The organism is Amycolatopsis acidicola, from assembly GCF_007713735.2.
Classification (GTDB): Bacteria; Actinomycetota; Actinomycetes; order Mycobacteriales; family Pseudonocardiaceae; genus Amycolatopsis_E; species Amycolatopsis_E acidicola.
The window spans coordinates 159,018-178,317 of record NZ_VMNW02000004.1; the positions used below are offsets into that span (position 1 = coordinate 159,018).

The following is a 19,300-nucleotide window of genomic DNA, read 5'->3' on the forward strand; positions in this document are numbered from 1 at the left end:
CCCCGGCATCTGGGGGTTTCTTGCGTGACTCCCATCACCCGATCGGGTGCTCGTCGTTGGTCCCATCGCGCGTTCCCCGAGCCCGAGGAGATCCGATGCAAAGGCGCACCACCCTCGCGGTCGCGGCGGCACTGCTCGTCGCACCGCTCGCCACCGCCCCGGCGGCCACGGCGCAGAGTCCGCTCGCGCCCGTGTCCGGCACGCTGGCCGGCCTGTTGTCCACCGTCACGTCGGCCACCCAGCTGACGACGCTGGTGCACTCGGCCGACGTGACCACCGCGGAGAAAGCGGTCAAGGAGGCGGGCCTGACGCAAGTCACCGAGTTCGCCAAGATCGGCGTGGTCGGCGCGAAGGGCTCGGCCGCGCAGGTGAACGCCCTCCGCAAGAACCCGGGCGTCACCTACGTGGAGAACAACGACCAGCTGATCACCTACGGCAGCACCGGCACCACGGCGACCCGCAGCGCCGAGGCACAGCAGTCGCTCACCGGCGCCAACGGCACGAAACTCGACGGCAGCGGCGTCTCGGTCGCGATCATCGACACCGGCGTCGACCCGACCCACCCGGCGTTCCAGTCCGGCGGCGGCACCCGCGTGGTCCGCAACCTGAAGAGCCTCTGCCTCGACGGCACGGACACCTCGTGCATCACCGACGTGCCGACGTCCGTCGACACCGACACCACGTCGCTCGGCGGGCACGGCACGCACGTCACCGGCATCGCGGCGGGCAACCCGCTGACCCTGCCCGACGGCACGAAGGTCGGCGGCTCCGCGCCGGGTTCGAAGATCGTCCCGATCTCGACCGGGCTGGCCCTGCTCGTCCTCGGCACGGACGCCGCGCTGAACTGGGTGCTGGAGAACCACAACGCGCCCTGCGGCGCCGGCGTGCCCGCCAGCACCTGCCCGCCGATCAAGGTGATCAACAACTCCTACGGCCCGCAGGGCGGTGGCGCCTTCGACCCGAACTCCGCCACCGTGCAGCTGCAACGCAAACTGGCCGCCGAGGGCGTGGTCACCGTGTGGGCCAACGGGAACGACGGCGGCGACGGATCGCAGGACCTGTCCAACCCGCCGGGCCAGGACCCGACCCCGGGCGTGATCTCGGTGGCTTCGTACAACGACCAGGGCACCGGCACCCGTGACGGCGCCGTGTCCGACTTCTCCTCGCGCGGCAAGGCGAGCGACTCGGCGACCTGGCCGGACGTCTCCGCGCCGGGCGAGAACATCCTCTCCGCCTGCCGCCCGTACCTGGTGATCTGCTCGCAGGGGCTGCAGCCGGAGAACGGGCCGGGGCCGCTGGACCTCGGGACGTACAACGTGATCAGCGGGACCTCGATGGCCACGCCGCAGATCACCGGGATCGTCGCCCAGCTGTTCCAGGCCGATCCGCGGGCCACCCCGGGTGACATCGAGAACGCGATCAAGTCGACCGCGTACAAGTACGCGAACGGTGCCCCGTACCAGCCGGTCGGCGGCTACAGTTCGAGCTACGACAAGGGGACCGGCCTGGTCGACACCGTCGCGGCGGCGCGGTCCCTCGGCGCAGCGGGCTGACCTGGGGCGAAGGGCACCTTCGCGGGTTCAGGCCCGTGGAGGTGCCCTTCTTCACTGTTCCCGCTGATGCGCCTGAGGTTCATGTGGCCAAATGGGTGATCGGGGTGCACAATGTGCTAAGCCACGTCACGAGTGCAGCAACAACCGCCGAGTTCGCGAGGTCGTAGGGGAAGACGCCCCTCGTCGAACAGCGGAGGTCAGCAGTGAGCACCCGTGGCAGCACCCGTGGCGTGGTGTACGTCCACTCGTCGCCGTCTGCGGTTTGCCCGCACGTCGAGTGGGCTATTTCGGGCACCCTCGGGACCCGAGCGGATCTGAAGTGGACGGCACAGCCGGCCGCTCCAGGGCAGTTGCGCGCCGAATGCAGCTGGAGCGCGCCCACCGGCACCAGCGGCAAGCTCGCGAGTGCCCTCAAGGCGTGGCCGATGCTGCGCTTCGAGGTCACCGAGGACCCGAGCCCCGGTGTCGACGGCGAACGGTACTGCTACGCGCCCGGCCTCGGCCTGTGGCACGGGCGGACCAGCGCCAACGGTGACATCGTCGTGGGCGAGGACCAGTTGCGCTCGCTCGTCGCCAAGGCGCGGGCCGGTGAGGCGTTCGCGCACCGCGTGGACGAGCTGCTGGCCACGAACTGGGACGAGGCGCTGGAGCCGTTCCGGCACGCCGGGGACGGCGCGCCGGTAACCTGGCTGCACCGTGTGGGGTGAGTCGAAGGTGGTGCTGGGCGGGTGGCTAACGGGGGCTACTACCCTGCCGATGTGTCAGCTGTGCCTGCGACCCCCCATCCGCAGCGATGGCTGATTCCTGTCCTCGTGGTGGTGCTCTGCCTGATGGTCGGCGGCGGACTGCTGGCGCGTGAGGTCTACCGCGAACCGGACTCCCCGCCGCTGTCCACGCTCGCCCTGCCGAGCACCTCGGCCCGCCCGCTCGCGCAGCAGCCCGGCCCGGCCACGGTCGAGGAGACGCCGGACGCGGCCATGCACCCGCAGCACGAAGTCGTCCGGCAGCTGCTGCAGAACTACTTCGACTCCATCAACGCGCGCGACTACGACCTGTGGAAGGCGACGGTCACCAAGGACCGGATCCAGTCCAAGCCGAAGGCCGACTGGCTCAAGGACTACGACTCCACCAAGGACGGCAGCATCCTGGTCTACCGGATCGACGCGGTTTCGAGCCAGAACCTGCTGGTGCTGGTGGGTTTCACGAGTACGCAGGCCCCGGAGGACGCGCCGACCGACCTGCCGAACGCGCAGTGCGTGCAGTGGAAGCTGGCGCTCCCGGTGACCCAGGAGTCGGGACACTGGAAGGTCGACATGGTCCCGACCTATGTGACCCCGGAAGCCACCGCCTGCTGACGACCGCGCGAAAACACCGCTGCAGACAGCACTCGGCGAAACGGCCCGGCGAGAAGATCTCGCCGGGCCGTTCGCTGTCCGGAGATCAGGCGGCCGTGAACAACAGCGCCGTGTTGTGCCCGCCGAAGCCGAACGAGTTGCTGATCGCCGCGGCGTACTCGCCCTTGCGGGGCTCGCCGGCCACCACGTCGAGCTCGACCTTCGGGTCGAGGTTCTCCAGGTTCAGCGTCGCCGGCACCAGCCCGTGGTAGATCGCCAGCAGCGTGGCGATGCCTTCGACCGCGCCCGCGCCACCGACGAGGTGGCCCAGCGCGCCCTTAGGCGCCGTGACGACGGCGTGCTCGCCGATGGCCCGGCGGATCGCGTTCGCCTCGCCCACGTCGCCGACCACCGTGGCGGTGGCGTGCGCGTTGACGTGGGCGACGTCCGCCGCGGTGAGCCCGGCCATCTGGATGGCGTTGCTCATCGCCGCGATCTGGCCGATCCCCTCGGGGTGGTTGCCCGTGATGTGGTGGGCGTCCGAGGTGATCCCGTAACCGGCGAGCCTGCCGTAGATCTTCGCGCCGCGGGCCTTCGCCCGGTCGGCACGCTCCAGCACGACCACGCCGGCACCTTCACCGAGCACGAACCCGTCGCGCGCGGTGTCGAACGGCCGCGACGCATGCGCCGGGTCGTCGTTGTTGGTGGACACCGTGCGCGCCTGGGCGAACCCGGCGATGGTGATCGGGTGGATGCAGGCCTCCGCACCCCCGGCGACCACCACGTCGGCCCGGCCGTTCTGGATCATCTGGTACGCCGAGGCGATGCCCTCCGCGCCGGAGGCACAAGCCGACGCGGGCGAGTGCACTCCGGCGCGGGCCTTCAGGTCGATGCCGACGTGCGCGGCGGGACCGTTGGGCATCAGCATCGGCACGGTCAGCGGCGACACCTTGCGGATGCCGTGCTCCCGCAGCAGATCGTTCTGCGTCAGCAGGGTGACCGGGCCACCGATGCCGGTACCGATGGACACACCGAGCCGATCGGGATCGACGTCGCTGTGCTCCTCGGTCGGCTCGGCGAAACCGGCGTCCGCCCACGCCTGCCGCGCGGCGATGAGCGCGATCTGCTCACACCGGTCGAGCCTGCGGGCCTGGACGCGCGGGAGTTTCTCCGTCGGTTCCTCGGCGAGAGTCGCACCGATCTTCACCGGCAGGTCGTACTGCTCGACCCAGTCGGCCTCGATGCGACGGATGCCGCTGCGGCCGGCGAGCAGGCCGTCCCAGGTGGACGCGACGTCCCCGCCGAGCGGCGTGGTGGCCCCCAGCCCGGTGATCACGACGTCGATGTTGCTCATGTGGATTCTCCCCGAGGTCAGTTCAGAGAATTCGTGCCTTTGTCACTTGGCGTTCGCGGAGACGTAGTTCACCGCGTCGCCCACGGTCTTGAGGTTGGCGAGCTCGTCGTCCGGGATCTTGACCCCGAACTTGTCCTCGGCCTGCACCGCGATCTCGACCATCGACAGCGAGTCGATGTCCAGGTCGTCGACGAACGACTTCTCGGCGCTCACGTCGTCCTGCGCGACACCGGCGACCTCTTCGACGATTTCCGCGAGGCCGGCGAGGATCTCTTCTTTGTCCGCCACTGTTGTTTTCCCTTTCCTGGTTTCCGGGCTTGCCTGACGCCGGCGGGCGGGCTGCCCGCCGGCGTAAGTGGTATCACGGGCAGAGGACGGCCTGACCGGCATACGACAGTCCGGCGCCGAAGCCGACCATCAGGATGACGTCCCCGGACCGCACGCTGCCCGCCTTGCGCATGTGGTCCAGTGCCATCGGGATGGACGCCGAGGACGTGTTGCCGGAGTAGCGGATGTCGTCCGCCACCACCATGTCCTCGCGCGCGCCTTTGGCCCGCAGCTTCTTCGCGATCGACTCCACGATCCGCAGGTTGGCCTGGTGCGGGATCAGAACGTCCACATCGGACGGTTCGAGCCCCGCCAGCTCCAGCGCGCGCAACGCGATCGGGGCGATCTGCGTGGTCGCCCAGCGGAACACCGACTGCCCCTCCTGGTAGAGGAAACGGTGCTCACGCATGTAGATGGTCTCGACGAGGTCGCCCGCGCTGCCCCAGGCGACCGGCCCGATGCCCGGCTCGTCGGACGGCCCGACCACGGCCGCGCCCGCGCCGTCGGCGAAGATGATCGCGTTCGCGCGGTCCGTCGGCTCCACCCAGTCGGTGAGCTTCTCGGCGCCGATCACCAGCACCTTGCCCGCGGAACCGGAGCGGATCAGGTCGGAGGCCACGCCGAGGCCGTAGCAGAACCCGGCGCAGGCGGCGTTGAGGTCGAACGCGCCAGCCGCCTTGATCCCGAGCCGGTCGGCCACCTGCGCGGCCGCGTTCGGTATCGGCGAGGGCATCGTGCAGTTCGGCAGGATGACAGTGTCTATTTCGGACGGTTCGACCCCGGCGTCGGCGAGCGCGTTGGTGCCCGCCGCGACCGCCATGTCGACCAGCAGCTCGTCCTTCTCGGCGAACCGGCGCTCGACGATGCCGACGCGGTCGCGGATCCACTGGTCGTTGGTGTCCATGAGCTGCGACAGGTCGTCGTTGGTGACCCGCCGTTCCGGCTGATGGCTGCCGACCCCCAGTACCCGGGTGGCCGCAGGGCCCTGCTTGAGCCGCAGTACCGGCGCCACTACGCCTCCTTCCCGACGGCGGCCAGCTCGGCCGGCGTCTTCAACGCGATCGTCTCGGTGACCGTGCCCTTGAGCTGGCGCTTGACCAGCCCGGTCAGCGTCCCCGCCGGGGGCAGCTCGACCGTCCTGGTGACGCCGAGCGAAACCAGTCCGGTCATCGTCAGGTCCCAGCGCACCGGCCGCGTCACCTGCTTGACCAGGCGCTCGAGGTACTCGGCGCCGCTGGAGACGACCGCGCCGTCGGCGTTGGACAGCAGCGGGCGGTTCGGGTCGGCCGGGGTGATCTTCGCGGCATGCTCGCGCAGCGCTTCTTCGGCCGGGGCCATGTAGTGCGTGTGGAAGGCGCCCGCGACCTTGAGCGCGCGGACCTTCGTGCCCGCCAGCGGTTCGGCGACGATCCGCTCGATCGCGTCGGTGGCGCCGGAGGCGACGATCTGCCCGGCCCCGTTGCGGTTCGCGGCGGCCAGCCCCTGCTCCTCGAGCCACGCGACGACCTGCTCGGGCTCGCCCAGCATCACGGCGGCCATGCTCGTCGGCTGCGCGGCGCAGGCCTTGGCCATTTCGGCGCCGCGGACGGCGGCCAGCGCCACCGCGTCCTCCGCGGACAGCACGCCCGCGATCGCGGCCGCGGCCAGTTCGCCGACCGAATGCCCGGCGACGGGCGCGTCGGCGGGCACGTTCTCCAGCTCCTCGAAGGCGAGCAGCGACAGCGCCACGATGAGCGGCTGCGTGATCGCGGTGTCCTGGATCGTCTCCGCGTCGGCCTCGGTACCGAGGTGCACGAGGTCGAGGCCGGTGCGCTCGGACCAGCGCGCGAGCTTCTCGCGGGTGCCGTCGAGCTCGAGCCAGGGAGTGAACATGCCGGGAGCCTGAGAGCCCTGTCCGGGGGCGAGCACTGCTGTCACGCCCTCAAGGGAACACGGTCCGCGCGCATGGTCGGGATGCCGCCGCTCACGAAGTCCACGCGGTGAATTTGTGGGGACCCTCCAAAGAAGGCGCCCTGATCACTCTGCACAACGGGAAGGTGTTGTAAGGATCGGGCAGTCGGGAACGTGAGACTGGTCACCAGATGCCGCGTGCCTTCGCCAGCCTGCCCACCGTCAGCGCCACCCGGAGCACGAGCGCGTCCCGTGAGTCGGTGGGATTGCGGCCGGTGAGTTCGGTGGCGCGGCGCAGCCGGTAGCGAACTGTGTTGGGGTGCACGAAAAGCGCCTTCGCGCAGGTTTCCAGTACGCCGCCGGATTCGAGGTACGTCTCGACGGTCTGCAGCACCGTCGGCCCGGCGGCTTCGAGCGGCTGGGCGATTTCGTCGATCAGCAGCCGTTCCGCTTCCGCGTCACCGGAAAGCGCGCGCTCGGGCAGCAGGTCGACCGAGCGCACCGGCCGCGGCGCCGCCGGCCAGCCGACGACGGCGCGCAGGCCGGAGAGCGCTTCCGCGGCGCTGCGGTGTGCTTCGCCGAGGCTCGCCACCGTCGGCCCGGCGACGACGGGGCCGTCCCCGAACGCGACGGCGAGCTTGTCCAGCACCGGCCCGTCGGTGGCCCCGCCCGCCACGATGATCAGGCGCGAGCCCTGCACGCTCAGCAGTACCGGTTTGGCCAAGCGCGCGGCTAGTCGGCGCACCTCGAACACGACCGTCGGCGGGTCGTCGGAGGAGGGGCGGCCGACGACGACGGTGGCCGTGGCGCCGGGTTCCCAGCCGAGCGCCGCGGCGCGGGAGAGCACGGCCTCCTCGGCGTCACCGCGGACGATCCCATCGACGACGAGCGCCTCCAGCCGGGCGTCCCAGGCGCCGCGCGCCTCGGCGGCGGCCGCGTAGGAGTTGGCCGTGGCGAAGGCGATTTCCCTGCCGTAGCGGAGGATTCCCTCGATGAGCGCGGCCTGTTCGGCGTCGTTGGCGGCGAGCTCGGGGAGTTGTTCCTCGAAGACCTCGATGGCCATCCGGACCAGTCCGACCGCCTGGCGAAGCCCGATCCAGCGGGACAGTTCCTGTGGCGCGCTGCGGAAGGCTTCGGTGGTGAGGCGGAGCGCTTCCTGCGAGTCGCGGAGCCAGTCGACGAAGCCGGCCGCGCCGGTCTGGGTGATCATCAGGATGCTGGCGCGCTGGTCGGCGGGGAGCCTGCTGAACCAGGGCAGCCGCTGCTCCATCGCGGCGACGCTGGCGGACGCGAGCCTGCCCGAAGCCCGCTCCAGCCTGCGCAACGTCTTCGCCGACAAGCCGTGGTGCTTCGGTGCTGATGTCTGACCCATGATGTCGCAGATCGTACGTCCAGCCGAGCGGCGGTCACCTGCTACCGTGCTGGTATAGAAATACCGGTACGGAGGACGCGAGGATAATCGTGATCGAACTGAAGACGCCCGCGGAGATCGAACGCATGCACGTCACCGGGCGGTTCGTCGCCGAGGTGCTGACCGAGGTCGGCAGGATCGCGGACGTGGGCGTCAACCTCCTGGACCTGGAGCACCACGTGCGCGGCATGATCAAACGGCGCGGCGCCGAGTCGTGCTACTGGGACTACGCGCCGTCATTCGGCGAAGGTCCGTTCCGCAACGTGATCTGCTTGTCCGTCAACGATGCCGTCCTGCACGGGCTGCCGCACGACTACGTGCTGCGCGACGGGGATGTGCTGACCGCGGATATCGCGGTGAGCATCGATGGCTGGGTGGCGGACTCGGCGCGCACGGTGATCGTCGGCAACGCGGCGGAGGAGGATTTGCGGATCATTCGTGCCACGGAGGAGGCGTTGGAGGCGGGGATCGCGGCGGCTCGCCCGGGGAACCGGCTGGGGGACATCTCGGCGGCGATCGGTGCGGTGGCCAGTGATTACGGTTATCCGGTCAACACGGAGTTCGGCGGGCATGGCCTCGGTCGCACGATGCACGAGGATCCGCATGTTTCCAACAAGGGCCAGGCGGGCCGGGGTATGAAGCTGCGCCCGGGCTTGACCCTCGCGCTGGAGCCCTGGCTGGCGCGCACGACCGACAAGATCGTCTACGACCCTGACGGCTGGACCATCCGCTCCGCCGATGGCTCGCGCACCGCCCACTCCGAACACACGATCGCCATCACCCCCGACGCCCCCGAGGTCCTAACCCGCCGCCCCGCCGAAGCCGCCTAACCTCACCGCTCCCACACACCGCACCAACTCGCGCCCGCGGGAGCGGCCAACTCGCGAACGGCCCCACACATCTCGCGCCCGGCACCGGCCATCTCGCGCCCGGCACCGGCCAACTCGCGCCCGGCACCGGCCAACTCGGCTTTCCCGGCGCTGGTTAGCCCCTACCGGACCAAGCTGGAAGGCGCGGAGCCAGCGCAGGGCTGGTCGGCCCCTACCGGACAGTGCTGGGAGGTGCGGAGCCAGCGCAGGGCTGGTCGGCCCCTACCGGACTGGCGCTGGGAGGTGCGGAGCACGCACCGCGGGGGGTTTGGGGGGCTCGGCCCCCCAACAAGACAACGGCCTCGCCCGAGGGAGCGCGAAGCGCGAACAGGGCATATGCGAGGCCGCCCGGCTCTGCGGTTCACGCAGTGCCGGGCGGCCTCATCTCCCCGGTCCCCACCGGTAGGTCCACTATGGACCGCGGTGGTGGGCGGACGCCAGTTGTCTCGCCCGATCGTGTAGTGGGATTACCGACGGTGGGGAATCCGGGGCGGTTTTCGTGGGTTGTCGGCGGTGTGGACTTCTTGCTGCAGCACGGGGTGACCGTTTTCGGACAGTGGATCTCGATCGCGGAACTGGTGGGTCAGGTGTGCGCGCTCGCCGTGGTTTTCCTTGCCCAGCGGCGCACTTTGTGGACTTGGCCGGTTCAGGTCGGGGCCACGGTGTTGTTGTTCAGTGTTTACGCGTCCGCTCATTTGGGCGGGTTGGCGTCGCGGCAGGTCGCGATTCTGCTGATCTCGGTCTATGGCTGGTGGGCGTGGACGAGGCGGAAGGATCCGGTGTACGGCGTGGTGGTGCGCCGTGGCCGGGTTTCGGAGCGGCTGCTGATGGGTGGCGCTTTCGTCGTGGGCACCGTCGTGATGGCGCTGGTGCTCGACGCGCTGGGCGCGTCGTGGGCGCCTTGGCCGGATGCGGCGATCTTCGTCGGGACGCTGGTCGCGTTCGCCGCGCAGGGGCTCGGGCTGGTGGAGTTCTGGTTGGTGTGGCTGGTGGTGGACGCGGTGGGGGTGCCGTTGCAGATCGCTTCCGGCTTGTACTTCTCGGCCGCGATCTACGTGGTGTTCGCCGCGCTGGTGATCCAGGGCTGGTGGAGCTGGAACCGTTCGGCCCGGCAGGTGCGGGGGAAGGTCACGGCAGCATCCAGCTGAGCACCGTGCTCTGGCCGACGACGATCAGGCACATCACCAGCAGCAGCCCCACGCTCCACGGGAGCACCCGGCGCAACAGCGTGCCCTCCTCACCGGGCAGCATCGCGGCAGCGCACGCGATGGACAGGTTCTGCGGGGAGATCATCTTGCCGAGCACGCCGCCGGAGCTGTTCGCCGAAGCGAGCAGCTCCGCGGACAGTCCGGCCTGGTGTGCCGCGGTCACTTGCAGCGCGCCGAACAATGCGTTGGCCGACGTGTCCGAGCCCGAGACCGCGACACCGAACCAGCCGAGCACCGGGGAGAGGAAGGCGAGTCCGGCGCCAGCGCCCGCGATGAAATAGCCGATCGTCGTGGTCTGCCCGGAGAGGTTCATCACGTAGGCGAGCGCGAGCACGCCGGTCACCGTGAGGATCGCGAACCGCAGTTCCTTGATCGTCGCGCCGTATTCGGCGACGGAGTCGCGCGCGGTCACCCGCAGCGCGAGCACCGTGAGGATCCCGGCGATGAGCACGAGTGTGCCGCCGGTGTTGAGGAACGGCAGCGAGAAGGTGTTGCCGGACACCGGTTTTCCGCTCGGCGCGGCCACGTGCAGCCCGGCCCAGTGGAACTTCCAGGTGACCGAGTCGAGCAGCTTCTTGACCGGGCCGATCTGGCCGATCGAAAAGATGACGATGATCAGCAGGTACGGCAGGTACGCGCGGAAGACCTCGCCGCGGTCCTCCGGCCGGTCGAGCGTTTCCGTCGCCGTGCCGGTGAGCACGGCGGCCCGCACCTCTTCGCGCGCCGGTTTCCTGGCGGCGGGCAGCACGACGAGCGCGGCAGCGCCGGCCAGCGCGGCACCGATGTCGGCGAGCTGGGCGGAGACGAAGTTCGAGGCGGCGAACTGCACGGCACCGAAGGCGATCCCGCACACCAGCGCGGGCACCCAGGTCTCCCGCAGCCCGCGTTTGCCGTCGATGATGATCACCAGCAGCAGTGGCACGAACAGCGCGAGCAGCGGGGTCTGGCGGCCGACGATGGACGAGACCGTGTCCAGCGGGATGCCGGTGACCTGCGCGAGCGTGACCACCGGCGTGCCCATCGCGCCGAACGCGACCGGCGCGGTGTTCGCGACCAGCGCCAGCACCGCGGCGCGTACGGGCGTGAACCCGAGCGCCACCAGCATCACCGAGCTGATCGCGACCGGCGCGCCGAAGCCCGCCAGCGCCTCCATCAGCGCGCCGAAACAGAACGCGATCAGCAGGCCCTGGATGCGCGGATCGTCCGAGACCCGGCCGAACGAGCGGCGCAGCACGTCGAAATGCCCGGTGCGCACCGTGATCCGGTAGATCCACAGCGCGTTGACGACGATCCACATGATCGGGAAGAGCCCGAACGCCGCGCCCTGCAGGCCGCTGGAGATCGCCTGCCCCACGGGCATCCCGTAGACCGCGACCGCGATGACGAGCGCCACCAGCAGCCCGATCAGCGCGGCGTGGTGTGCCCGCATCCGGACGACGCCGAGCAGCACCAGCACGACGGCGAGCGGGAGCACCGCGACCAGGGCGGAGAGGCCGAGCGAGCCGGCCAGCGGGGCGAGTTCCTGTACGAACATGCCGACCTCGTTTCCACCATGCGGAAGTCGTTTTCCGGGCGGTTGGAGAGATCATCAACATCCGCCGGGGCTCCGTCAAGGACGGCGTTCCGATGGTTGATACGTCGGCGCGGAGAACCCGTTCAGCGCAGTGTCGCGTGACTCGGCCGCAACGCGGAAATCGTGCGCACGCCGAGCAGTTGCATGGTGCGGATGATCTCCGTGCGGAGGATGTCCACGCACCGCTGCACGCCGCGCTCACCGCCCGCCATCAGGCCGTACAGGTAAGCGCGGCCGATGAGGCAGGTGGTGGCACCCTGCGCGAGCGCCGCGACGATGTCGCCTCCCGAGAGAATGCCGGTGTCGAGCCAGACCTCGGCGGAGCCGTCGACGGCGTCGAGCGTGGGCCGGAGCAGCTCCAGCGGCGTCGGCGCGCGATCGAGCTGGCGGCCGCCGTGATTGGACAGGATGACCGCGTCGGCACCGTGCTTCACGACGTCGCGGGCATCCTCGGCGTTCTGGATCCCTTTCACCACAAGCTTTCCCGGCCAGCTCTCGCGCACCCAGTCGAGATCCCCGTAGCTCAGCGTCGGGTCGAACAGCTTGTTGATCAGCTCCTGGACCGTGCCGCCCCACGAATCGAGTGAGGCGAAGCTCAGCGGCTCGGTGGTGAGCAGGTTCAGCCACCACGACGGATGCGTTGCCCCGTCGAGGAAAGTGCGCAGGGTCAGCGTCGGCGGGATGGTCAGCCCGTTGCGCACGTCCCGCATCCGCGCGCCGCCGACCGGGGTGTCCACGGTCAGCAGCAACGTGTCGTAGCCCGATTCCCACGCCCGTCGCATCAATTCCTGGCCCGCGGCGTGATCGCGCCACACGTAGAGCTGGAACCATTTCCGGGCGTCGGGCGCGGCCTTGGCCACCGCCTCGATCGACGTGGTGCCCATGGTCGAAAGGGCGTACGGGATGTTCTCCCGCTGCGCCACGCGGGCCACGGCGAGCTCACCCTCGTGGTGCATCATCCGCGTGAAACCCGTTGGCGCGAAAGCGAACGGCAGCTCCGCGCGCTTGCCGAGCACCGTCACGCTCGTGTCGACGTCGGCCACCCCGCGCAGGACGTTGGGGTGGAATTCGACGCTGCGGAACGCCTGCCGAGCCCGGCGCAGGCTGTCCTCCAGCTCCGCCGCGCCATCGGTGTAGTCGAATACGGCCTTCGGCGTGCGCCGGCGGGCCGCGGCGCGCAGGTCCGGAATCGTGTGCGCGTTGCCGAGTCTGCGTTCGGTCGGGTTCAACCGCACCGGCTTCGGCCGCAGGATCTGCTTCAGCTCACTCGGTTTCGGGACCCGCCGCTTCGTCATCGCTTCACCCTGCCTGACGGGACGCCCCGGCGGCAATCACGCCGCCGGGGCACCCGTCGGCAGGTCAGGCGTTGCCGGAGTCCGACAGCTGCGGGCCCGCGGCCGACACGTCGTGGATGCGGTACTTCTTCGTCGCCTCCACGACCTTCGACTGCTCGACCTCGCCGCGGCGGGCCAGCGCCGTCAGCGTCGCCACCGTGATCGACTCGGCGTCCACCAGGAAGTGCCGCCGCGCGGCCGGGCGCGTGTCGGAGAAACCGAACCCGTCCGTGCCGAGGGTGACCATGTCGGCGGGCACCCACGGGCGGATCATGTCCGGCACCGCGCGCATCCAGTCCGACACCGCCACGACCGGGCCGGCCTGGCCCTGCAGCGCCTGCGTGACGTACGGGACGCGCGGGTCGGCCTCGGGGTTGAGCAGGTTCTCCCGGTCGACCTCGACGGCCTCGCGGCGCAGCTCGCCCCACGACGTGGCCGACCAGACAGCGGCGCGTACGCCCCACTCCTCGGCCAAGAGCTTCTGCGCCTTCAGCGCGTCCGGCATCGTGACGCCCGAGACGAGGATCTGCGCCTCCGGGCCACCGCCGCCCGGTGCCTCGGCGTACCGGTACAGGCCCTTGAGCAGCCCGGCCACGTCGACGTTGTCCGGCTCGGCGGGCTGCTGGTACGGCTCGTTGTAGATCGTGACGTAGTAGAAGATGTTCTCGCCGTTGCCGTCCGGGCCGCCTTCGCCGTACATGCGGCGCAGCCCTTCCTTGACGATGTGCGCGATCTCGAACGACCACGCCGGGTCGTACGCCACCACGGCCGGGTTCGTCGCCGCCAGCAGCAGCGAATGCCCGTCCGCGTGCTGCAGGCCCTCACCGGTCAGCGTGGTGCGGCCCGCGGTGGCGCCCAGCACGAACCCGCGCGCCATCTGGTCCGCCGCCGCATACAGGCCGTCGCCGGTGCGCTGGAAACCGAACATCGAATAGAAGATGTAGATCGGGATCATCGGCTCGCCGTGCGTGGCGTACGACGTGCCCACAGCCGTGAACGACGCCGTGGAACCGGCCTCGTTGATGCCCTCGTGCAGCAGCTGGCCCTGTTCGGACTCCTTGTACGCCAGCATCAGGTTGGCGTCGACCGAGGTGTAGCTCTGCCCGTGCGGGTTGTAGATCTTGGCCGTCGGGAACATCGAGTCGAGGCCGAAGGTGCGCGCCTCGTCCGGGATGATCGGCACGATCCGCGCGCCGATCTCCTTGTCCTTGGCGAGCTCCCGGATCAGCCGGACGAAGGCCATCGTGGTGGCGACCTCCTGCTTGCCCGAGCCCTTCCGGACCGCCTCGTAAACCTTGTCGCCCGGCAGCACCAGCGGCTTGGCCCGGCCCGCGCGGCGTTCCGGCAGGAACCCGCCCAGCGCGCGCCGCCGGCCGACCATGTACTCGATCTCGGGCGAGCTCTGCCCTGGGTGGTAGTACGGCGGCAGCTTCGGGTTCTCCTCCAGCTGCGCGTCGCTGATCGGGATGCGCTGCGAATCGCGGAAGAGCTTCAGGTCGTCGAGCGTGAGCTTCTTCATCTGGTGCGTGGCGTTGCGGCCCTCGAACGCCGGGCCGAGGCCGTAGCCCTTGATGGTGTGGGCGAGGATCACGGTCGGCTGGCCGTGGTGTTCCATCGCCGCCTTGTACGCCGCGTACACCTTGCGGTAGTCGTGGCCACCGCGCTTGAGGTTCCAGATGTCGGCGTCGGTGAGGTCCTTGACCAGCTCCTTCGTGCGCGGGTCACGGCCGAAGAAGTGCTCGCGGACGAAGGCGCCGTCGTTGGCCTTGTAGGTCTGGTAGTCGCCGTCCGGGGTGACGTTCATCAGGTTGACGAGCGCGCCGTCGCGGTCGGCGTGCAGCAGCGCGTCCCACTCGCGGCCCCAGATGACCTTGATCACGTTCCAGCCCGCGCCGCGGAAGTACGCCTCGAGCTCCTGGATGATCTTGCCGTTGCCGCGGACCGGCCCGTCGAGGCGCTGCAGGTTGCAGTTGATGACGAAGGTCAGGTTGTCGAGACCCTCACCGGCCGCCACGTGGATCAGCCCGCGGGACTCGGCCTCGTCCATCTCGCCGTCGCCGAGGAACGCCCAGACGTGCTGGTCGTTGGTGTCCTTGATGCCGCGGTCACGCAGGTAGCGGTTGAACCGCGCCTGGTAGATGGCGTTCATCGGGCCGAGCCCCATCGAGACCGTGGGGTTCTCCCAGAACTCCGGCATCAGCCGCGGGTGCGGATACGACGGCAGGCCGCCGCCGGCGCCCGCGTGGCTGTATTCCTGGCGGAAGCCGTCGAGCTGCTGCTCGCTCAGCCTGCCCTCGAGGAACGCGCGCGCGTACATACCGGGGGAGGCGTGGCCCTGGAAGAAGACCTGGTCACCGCCGCCGGAGTGGTCCTTGCCGCGGAAGAAGTGGTTGAAGCCGACTTCGTACAGCGCCGCCGAGGAGGCGTAGGTGGAGATGTGGCCGCCGACGCCAACGCCCGGCCGCTGCGCGCGGTGCACCATGATCGCCGCGTTCCAGCGGATGTAGGCGCGGTAGCGGCGCTCCAGTTCCTCGTCGCCGGGGAACCACGGCTCGTTCTCGGTGGGGATGGTGTTCACGAAGTCCGTGGCGGTCAGCGGCGGTACGCCGATGTTGCGCTCACGGGCACGTTCCAGGATCCGCAACATCAGGTAGCGGGCGCGCTGCTTTCCGCCGCGGGCCAGCGCCTCGTCGAAGGAGTCCAGCCATTCGGCGGTCTCCTCCGGGTCGATGTCGGGCAGGTGCGCCGCCAATCCGTCACGGATCACGCGCACCCGCGCCGGCGCCTGCGGGCTGCCGGCACCGCTCGCGGCCTGGTCGTTCTGGGGGGCCAAGGGATCTCCTCGCCGGTTGTTTTCGCCTAGCCGGGCACGCGCTCCACGGCACGTGCTCTGCCTGACATCGTCGTCTCTTTCCGGGCCCGCGTCATCGCTACTCGGCGGTAACGTCTGCCCACCTCACAGGGGGAATCCGCCTCCTGCAGACGCGCACGCGCGCGCGAGGCATCATCCACCTTAAGGCAGCGTCGCCGTGACCGTGGCGAACCGGGTCGCGGAAGGGGCACGTAGCCTCCTACCCTTGCGAAACGACTTGGCAGAGATCCGGTGTGGACGGTTGCGCCGCGGCCCGCGGGCGTGTTCGCTAGCCCCATCCGTGTATCCGAGTGACCGGACCCGCCGGTCACCCGTTTTAGTTGGAGGAGTGAAAGCAGTGGTCGCCGCTGGAGACGCTGACAAGGGCAGCGTCGCCGAGAGGCTTGGGATCAAGCCGGACATGGTGGTTCAGGAGATCGGCTGGGACGAGGACGTCGACGACGACCTCCGCGCGGCGATCGAGGAACATATCGGCGGCGATCTCCTCGACGAGGACGCCGACGAGGTCATCGACGTCGTGCTGCTGTGGTGGCGGGAGGGCGATGGTGACCTGGTCGACGCGATCATGGACGCGCGCGCCCCGCTCGACGAGAGCGGCGTGATCTGGGTGCTGACCCCGAAGACCGGGCAGCCAGGGCACGTCGAGCCGAGCGAGATCGCCGAGGCCGTGCCCACCGTCGGACTCGCACAGACGTCGAACGCGAGCGTCGGGGCGAACTGGGCGGGTACCAAGCTGGTCTCCCCCAAGTCGACGAAATCCAAGCGCTGAACGGCCGCACGCTAAGGTTGGCTTGCAGACGTAACGCGCGACGTGGGAGAGGTGCCAAGCTATGGCGGTCGAGGTCGGTTCCCAGGCCCCTGACTTCACGCTCAACGACTTCAACAAGCAGCAGGTCACGCTGTCGTCCTTCCGGGGCGACAAGCCGGTGCTGCTGGTGTTCTACCCGTTCGCATTCAGCGGGATCTGCACCGGCGAGCTCTGCCAGCTGCGCGATGAGTTCGCGGAGTACGACGGACAGGGAGTGCAGGTCCTCGGGGTTTCGGTGGACACGCCGTTCTCCCTCAAGGCGTGGGCCGAGCAGCAGGGGTACCAGTTCCCGCTGCTGTCGGACTTCTGGCCGCACGGTGAGGTCGCGAAGAAGTACGGCGTGTTCAACGAAGACGCCGGGCTCGCGGTTCGTGGCACCTTCCTGATCGACAAGGACGGCGTGGTCCGCTACGCCGAGGTCAACCAGCCCGGTGAGGCTCGTGACCAGTCCTCGTGGAAGAAGGCCGTGTCGGAGCTGCCCGCCTGATTTTCTTCCCGCCGGTGGTGCCGTCCGCGGCACCACCGGCCCGGGGCGCATAGCTCAGCGGAAGAGCACTTGCCTTACAAGCAAGGGGTCGCAGGTTCGAACCCTGCTGCGCCCACTTATTTCTTTGGCCTGTGCGAACAGGCCGGTAGCCGTGTTATCCGGTCGAGCCGCGTCCTGGTCGAGTCGGCCGGCGGCAGTCGTGCTTACGGGCGGCGACGAGCCCTGACGCGGCGAGTGCCGCGCTGACCTTCTGGACGTGGCCGGGGCCGCCGCTGTCGTACACCTTCGTCAGGAACCGCAGGGTGATCCAGGTGACGCGGAAACGGAACCCCCAGGCGCCCGTGACGGTGACGACCACTGTCTCGATCATCGGCACTTTGCTTTCTCCCCAGGCGCCCCGGGTGGGGCGCGGTGATGGTGACGATGTCTGGTACGCGAGTTGTCGGCGGAACCGCACGGGCCACCGCGTCCGAAAAAATCACTGGGAAACTTGGGGTTGGCGCGTGCGCTTCGCGACCCGGGCGCACTAGCAGGGATTATCGCTGCGCTCATGGCACAGCAGGTCCCCAACTCAGCGGAAGGTATCGGGCCGATGATCCGTCACGGAGCATCCGCAGTCGGCGAAAGCCGGCGAGGGGCACTCACGTGGACCGAATCGCCTGGTAACGCCGCTAAAACCGGGCGGCGGGACGATATCGACGAAGCGGACGACGACCACGACAGAGTGCCCAACGTCGACGCGGACGTGCTGTGGACCGAGATGGGGCTGGACCGGCGTGACCATGACATCCAGTTGCGGGACACCCTGGAGGCCGAAGGATTCGCCGGGCCGGCCTGGAAAACCTTCGCAGAGGAGCTCGCGGCCTACGGACTGGCGGTGCTCTACGGGTGGATGCGCAGCGGGTACATCCGGGCCAACTGCGCGCAGCGCGGGATCAGGCTCGAACGCCCCCTGCATTGGACCGAGCAGGACTGGGAAGACCTGACCAACACCACTGTCCTCGACGCCATCATCAAGTTCCGCGACCACGCCCTGATCGCCGGGAAATGGGACCCGACCCGCAACGCGAGCCTGAAGACCTTCTTCATCGGCCGCTGCATCTACTGCTTCGCCAACGCTTACCGGCCATGGCTTACCCACCAAGGCCGCTTCCCCCTGACGGACGGGGACAAAATCGTGGAACTGGCCCAGCGAGGCGGGCACAGCCCCGTGACCCCCGAAGCCCGGGTCCTGAGCGACTTCGAGGTTGCCGAGGCACTGCGGCCACTCGATCCCGTGACCCGGTCCGCGGTACAGCTGCAAGCCCAGGGGTACAGCCACAACGAGATCGCCGAAATCCTTGGCACGACACCGGACTCGGTCCGCGGCGTGCTCACGAGGCAACGCAAACGCGGACGTTCACGCAAGGAATCCGATGGGAGGGGCCATGGCTGAACACGGCAAGGCGACCGCCGGGACCGAGCACATGAACAGGATGGTCAACGCCTCCACGTTCGGCACTCGCGGAGCCAGCGAACTGCGCCGGCGCACACCCCGCGAATCGGCCGCCGCATTGGTGGAACGGGTCGACGCCGTCGCGCCCGCGATACCCGCCGCTCGTCATACGGCGCCGGAATCCACCGCGCCGCAAACGTTTCCGCGTTGGCCCGTCTTCCGGCTCACCAAAGAGGAACTCGATCCACTTGTAGCGGACGCGGCGACCGGGGACCCGGCCGCCGTCGCCCGGCTGATCTCCATGATCACGCCCGTGGCGGTGCGGTACTGCCGTGCGCGGCTCGGCGGCCGGGATCTGTCGTACCTGGCTGCCGACGATGTCGCCCAGGAGGTCTGCCTCGCCGTGCTCCACGCGCTGCCGAACTACCAAGACCGCGGTGGATCCTTTCTGTACCTCGTGCACGCCATCGCGTCGAACAAGGTCGCCGACGCCTACCGGCTTGTCGCGCGAGACCGCGCCGAGCCCGTCGCCGAACTACCCGACCGGGCACCGGGTTCCGACCACCACGAACCCGAGCGCCACTTTCTCGACGGGGACCTCGGTAACCGACTGTCCGAGCTGCTCGCGCGACTGCCGCCCCTGCACCAAGAAATCCTGACACTGCGGCTGCTCGTCGGCCTGAGCGCGAACGAGACGGCCGAAGCGCTGAACATCTCCGCCGGCAACGTCAGGGTCACGCAACACCGCGCGCTGTCGAAACTCCGGAACATGATCACGCGCGATGGCGGCATCATCGATCACCGTCATGCTCGGCGGCGCAACGCGACGTGACCCACGCGGACCG

18 protein-coding genes and 1 tRNA gene are annotated in these 19,300 nt (G+C 69.4%); 10 read left to right on the forward strand and 9 right to left on the reverse strand.

All coding sequences use genetic code 11. From position 1 onward, the window contains the following. Positions 1-95: 95 nt before the first annotated feature. From FPZ12_RS04940 to FPZ12_RS04950, 3 genes are all read left to right on the forward strand, one after another. On the forward strand, positions 96-1,553 hold the full coding sequence (locus FPZ12_RS04940; protein ID WP_144745754.1) for a S8 family serine peptidase: 1,458 nt from the start codon (positions 96-98) through the stop codon (positions 1,551-1,553). 203 nt (positions 1,554-1,756) lie between these two features. After that, the gene (locus tag FPZ12_RS04945; protein WP_144745756.1) at positions 1,757-2,260 is read left to right on the forward strand and encodes a DUF3145 domain-containing protein; all 504 of its coding nucleotides are present in this window, start codon (positions 1,757-1,759) and stop codon (positions 2,258-2,260) included. Between the two features lie 60 nt (positions 2,261-2,320). After that, positions 2,321-2,908, forward strand: coding sequence for a DUF4829 domain-containing protein (locus FPZ12_RS04950; RefSeq protein WP_243769674.1), 588 nt, complete (start codon positions 2,321-2,323; stop codon positions 2,906-2,908). An 85-nt stretch (positions 2,909-2,993) separates the two neighbouring features. On the opposite strand, the gene FPZ12_RS04955 is transcribed toward FPZ12_RS04950, so the two are convergent. From FPZ12_RS04955 to FPZ12_RS04975, 5 genes are all read right to left on the reverse strand, one after another. Continuing rightward, the gene (locus tag FPZ12_RS04955; protein WP_144745758.1) at positions 2,994-4,241 is read right to left on the reverse strand and encodes a beta-ketoacyl-[acyl-carrier-protein] synthase family protein; all 1,248 of its coding nucleotides are present in this window, start codon (positions 4,239-4,241) and stop codon (positions 2,994-2,996) included. Between the two features lie 42 nt (positions 4,242-4,283). Then, positions 4,284-4,529 (reverse strand): acyl carrier protein, encoded by a 246-nt coding sequence (locus FPZ12_RS04960; RefSeq protein WP_144745760.1) that lies wholly within the window; start codon positions 4,527-4,529, stop codon positions 4,284-4,286. Positions 4,530-4,602: 73 nt separating this feature from the next. After that, the gene (locus FPZ12_RS04965; RefSeq protein ID WP_144745762.1) at positions 4,603-5,580 is read right to left on the reverse strand and encodes a beta-ketoacyl-ACP synthase III; all 978 of its coding nucleotides are present in this window, start codon (positions 5,578-5,580) and stop codon (positions 4,603-4,605) included. After that, the gene (locus FPZ12_RS04970) at positions 5,580-6,485 is read right to left on the reverse strand and encodes an ACP S-malonyltransferase (RefSeq protein WP_166462575.1); all 906 of its coding nucleotides are present in this window, start codon (positions 6,483-6,485) and stop codon (positions 5,580-5,582) included. Before FPZ12_RS04970 ends, FPZ12_RS04965 begins: the two co-directional genes overlap by 1 nt. Before the next feature lie 157 nt (positions 6,486-6,642). Further along, on the reverse strand, positions 6,643-7,830 hold the full coding sequence (locus tag FPZ12_RS04975) for a PucR family transcriptional regulator (RefSeq protein ID WP_144745765.1): 1,188 nt from the start codon (positions 7,828-7,830) through the stop codon (positions 6,643-6,645). Positions 7,831-7,919: 89 nt separating this feature from the next. On the opposite strand from FPZ12_RS04975, the gene map reads away from it, so the two are divergent. After that, on the forward strand, positions 7,920-8,699 hold the full coding sequence (map, locus tag FPZ12_RS04980) for a type I methionyl aminopeptidase (RefSeq protein ID WP_150980188.1): 780 nt from the start codon (positions 7,920-7,922) through the stop codon (positions 8,697-8,699). 554 nt (positions 8,700-9,253) lie between these two features. Continuing rightward, positions 9,254-9,886: a nicotinamide mononucleotide transporter family protein gene (locus FPZ12_RS04985; RefSeq protein WP_144750344.1), complete on the forward strand. Its 633-nt coding sequence runs from the start codon at positions 9,254-9,256 to the stop codon at positions 9,884-9,886. On the opposite strand, the gene FPZ12_RS04990 is transcribed toward FPZ12_RS04985, so the two are convergent. The 3 genes from FPZ12_RS04990 to aceE form a co-directional block, all read right to left on the reverse strand. Further along, positions 9,867-11,480: an L-lactate permease gene (locus tag FPZ12_RS04990; RefSeq protein WP_144750346.1), complete on the reverse strand. Its 1,614-nt coding sequence runs from the start codon at positions 11,478-11,480 to the stop codon at positions 9,867-9,869. The genes FPZ12_RS04985 and FPZ12_RS04990 overlap by 20 nt on opposite strands. A 122-nt stretch (positions 11,481-11,602) precedes the next feature. Beyond that, complete coding sequence (locus tag FPZ12_RS04995; RefSeq protein WP_144750348.1) at positions 11,603-12,814, reverse strand: alpha-hydroxy acid oxidase; 1,212 nt, start codon at positions 12,812-12,814, stop codon at positions 11,603-11,605. A gap of 64 nt (positions 12,815-12,878) precedes the next feature. Further along, positions 12,879-15,686: a pyruvate dehydrogenase (acetyl-transferring), homodimeric type gene (gene aceE / locus FPZ12_RS05000; protein ID WP_144750350.1), complete on the reverse strand. Its 2,808-nt coding sequence runs from the start codon at positions 15,684-15,686 to the stop codon at positions 12,879-12,881. A gap of 376 nt (positions 15,687-16,062) precedes the next feature. Here aceE and FPZ12_RS05005 point away from each other — a divergent pair, with 376 nt between their 5' ends. From FPZ12_RS05005 to FPZ12_RS05015, 3 genes are all read left to right on the forward strand, one after another. Continuing rightward, positions 16,063-16,494, forward strand: coding sequence for a DUF3052 domain-containing protein (locus tag FPZ12_RS05005; RefSeq protein ID WP_144750352.1), 432 nt, complete (start codon positions 16,063-16,065; stop codon positions 16,492-16,494). Between the two features lie 61 nt (positions 16,495-16,555). Next, positions 16,556-17,020, forward strand: coding sequence for a peroxiredoxin (locus tag FPZ12_RS05010; RefSeq protein WP_144750354.1), 465 nt, complete (start codon positions 16,556-16,558; stop codon positions 17,018-17,020). Between the two features lie 43 nt (positions 17,021-17,063). Continuing rightward, positions 17,064-17,135 (forward strand) — tRNA-Val (locus FPZ12_RS05015). Positions 17,136-17,174: 39 nt separating this feature from the next. On the opposite strand, the gene FPZ12_RS05020 is transcribed toward FPZ12_RS05015, so the two are convergent. Next, positions 17,175-17,390, reverse strand: a complete 216-nt coding sequence (locus tag FPZ12_RS05020) for a hypothetical protein (protein ID WP_144750356.1) — start codon at positions 17,388-17,390, stop codon at positions 17,175-17,177. Between the two features lie 180 nt (positions 17,391-17,570). On the opposite strand from FPZ12_RS05020, the gene FPZ12_RS05025 reads away from it, so the two are divergent. Beyond that, positions 17,571-18,455 (forward strand): RNA polymerase sigma factor, encoded by an 885-nt coding sequence (locus FPZ12_RS05025; protein ID WP_144750358.1) that lies wholly within the window; start codon positions 17,571-17,573, stop codon positions 18,453-18,455. After that, a complete protein-coding gene (gene shbA, locus FPZ12_RS05030) occupies positions 18,448-19,287 on the forward strand; it encodes an RNA polymerase sigma factor ShbA (protein WP_243769675.1) in 840 nt (279 codons plus the stop codon). The genes FPZ12_RS05025 and shbA overlap by 8 nt, the downstream gene beginning before the upstream one ends. Positions 19,288-19,300 lie beyond the last annotated feature (13 nt).

What these genes read in the sequence shown, in the direction of transcription:
- FPZ12_RS04975 (WP_144745765.1), bottom strand. Translation starts at nt 7,830, where the DNA reads ATGGGTCAGACATCAGCACCGAAGCACCACGGCTTGTCGGCGAAGACG.
- FPZ12_RS04940 (WP_144745754.1), top strand. Translation starts at nt 96, where the DNA reads ATGCAAAGGCGCACCACCCTCGCGGTCGCGGCGGCACTGCTCGTCGCA.
- FPZ12_RS05010 (WP_144750354.1), top strand. Translation starts at nt 16,556, where the DNA reads ATGGCGGTCGAGGTCGGTTCCCAGGCCCCTGACTTCACGCTCAACGAC.
- FPZ12_RS04990 (WP_144750346.1), bottom strand. Translation starts at nt 11,480, where the DNA reads ATGTTCGTACAGGAACTCGCCCCGCTGGCCGGCTCGCTCGGCCTCTCC.
- FPZ12_RS05020 (WP_144750356.1), bottom strand. Translation starts at nt 17,390, where the DNA reads ATGATCGAGACAGTGGTCGTCACCGTCACGGGCGCCTGGGGGTTCCGT.
- FPZ12_RS04955 (WP_144745758.1), bottom strand. Translation starts at nt 4,241, where the DNA reads ATGAGCAACATCGACGTCGTGATCACCGGGCTGGGGGCCACCACGCCG.
- FPZ12_RS04995 (WP_144750348.1), bottom strand. Translation starts at nt 12,814, where the DNA reads ATGACGAAGCGGCGGGTCCCGAAACCGAGTGAGCTGAAGCAGATCCTG.
- shbA (WP_243769675.1), top strand. Translation starts at nt 18,448, where the DNA reads ATGGCTGAACACGGCAAGGCGACCGCCGGGACCGAGCACATGAACAGG.
- FPZ12_RS05025 (WP_144750358.1), top strand. Translation starts at nt 17,571, where the DNA reads ATGGCACAGCAGGTCCCCAACTCAGCGGAAGGTATCGGGCCGATGATC.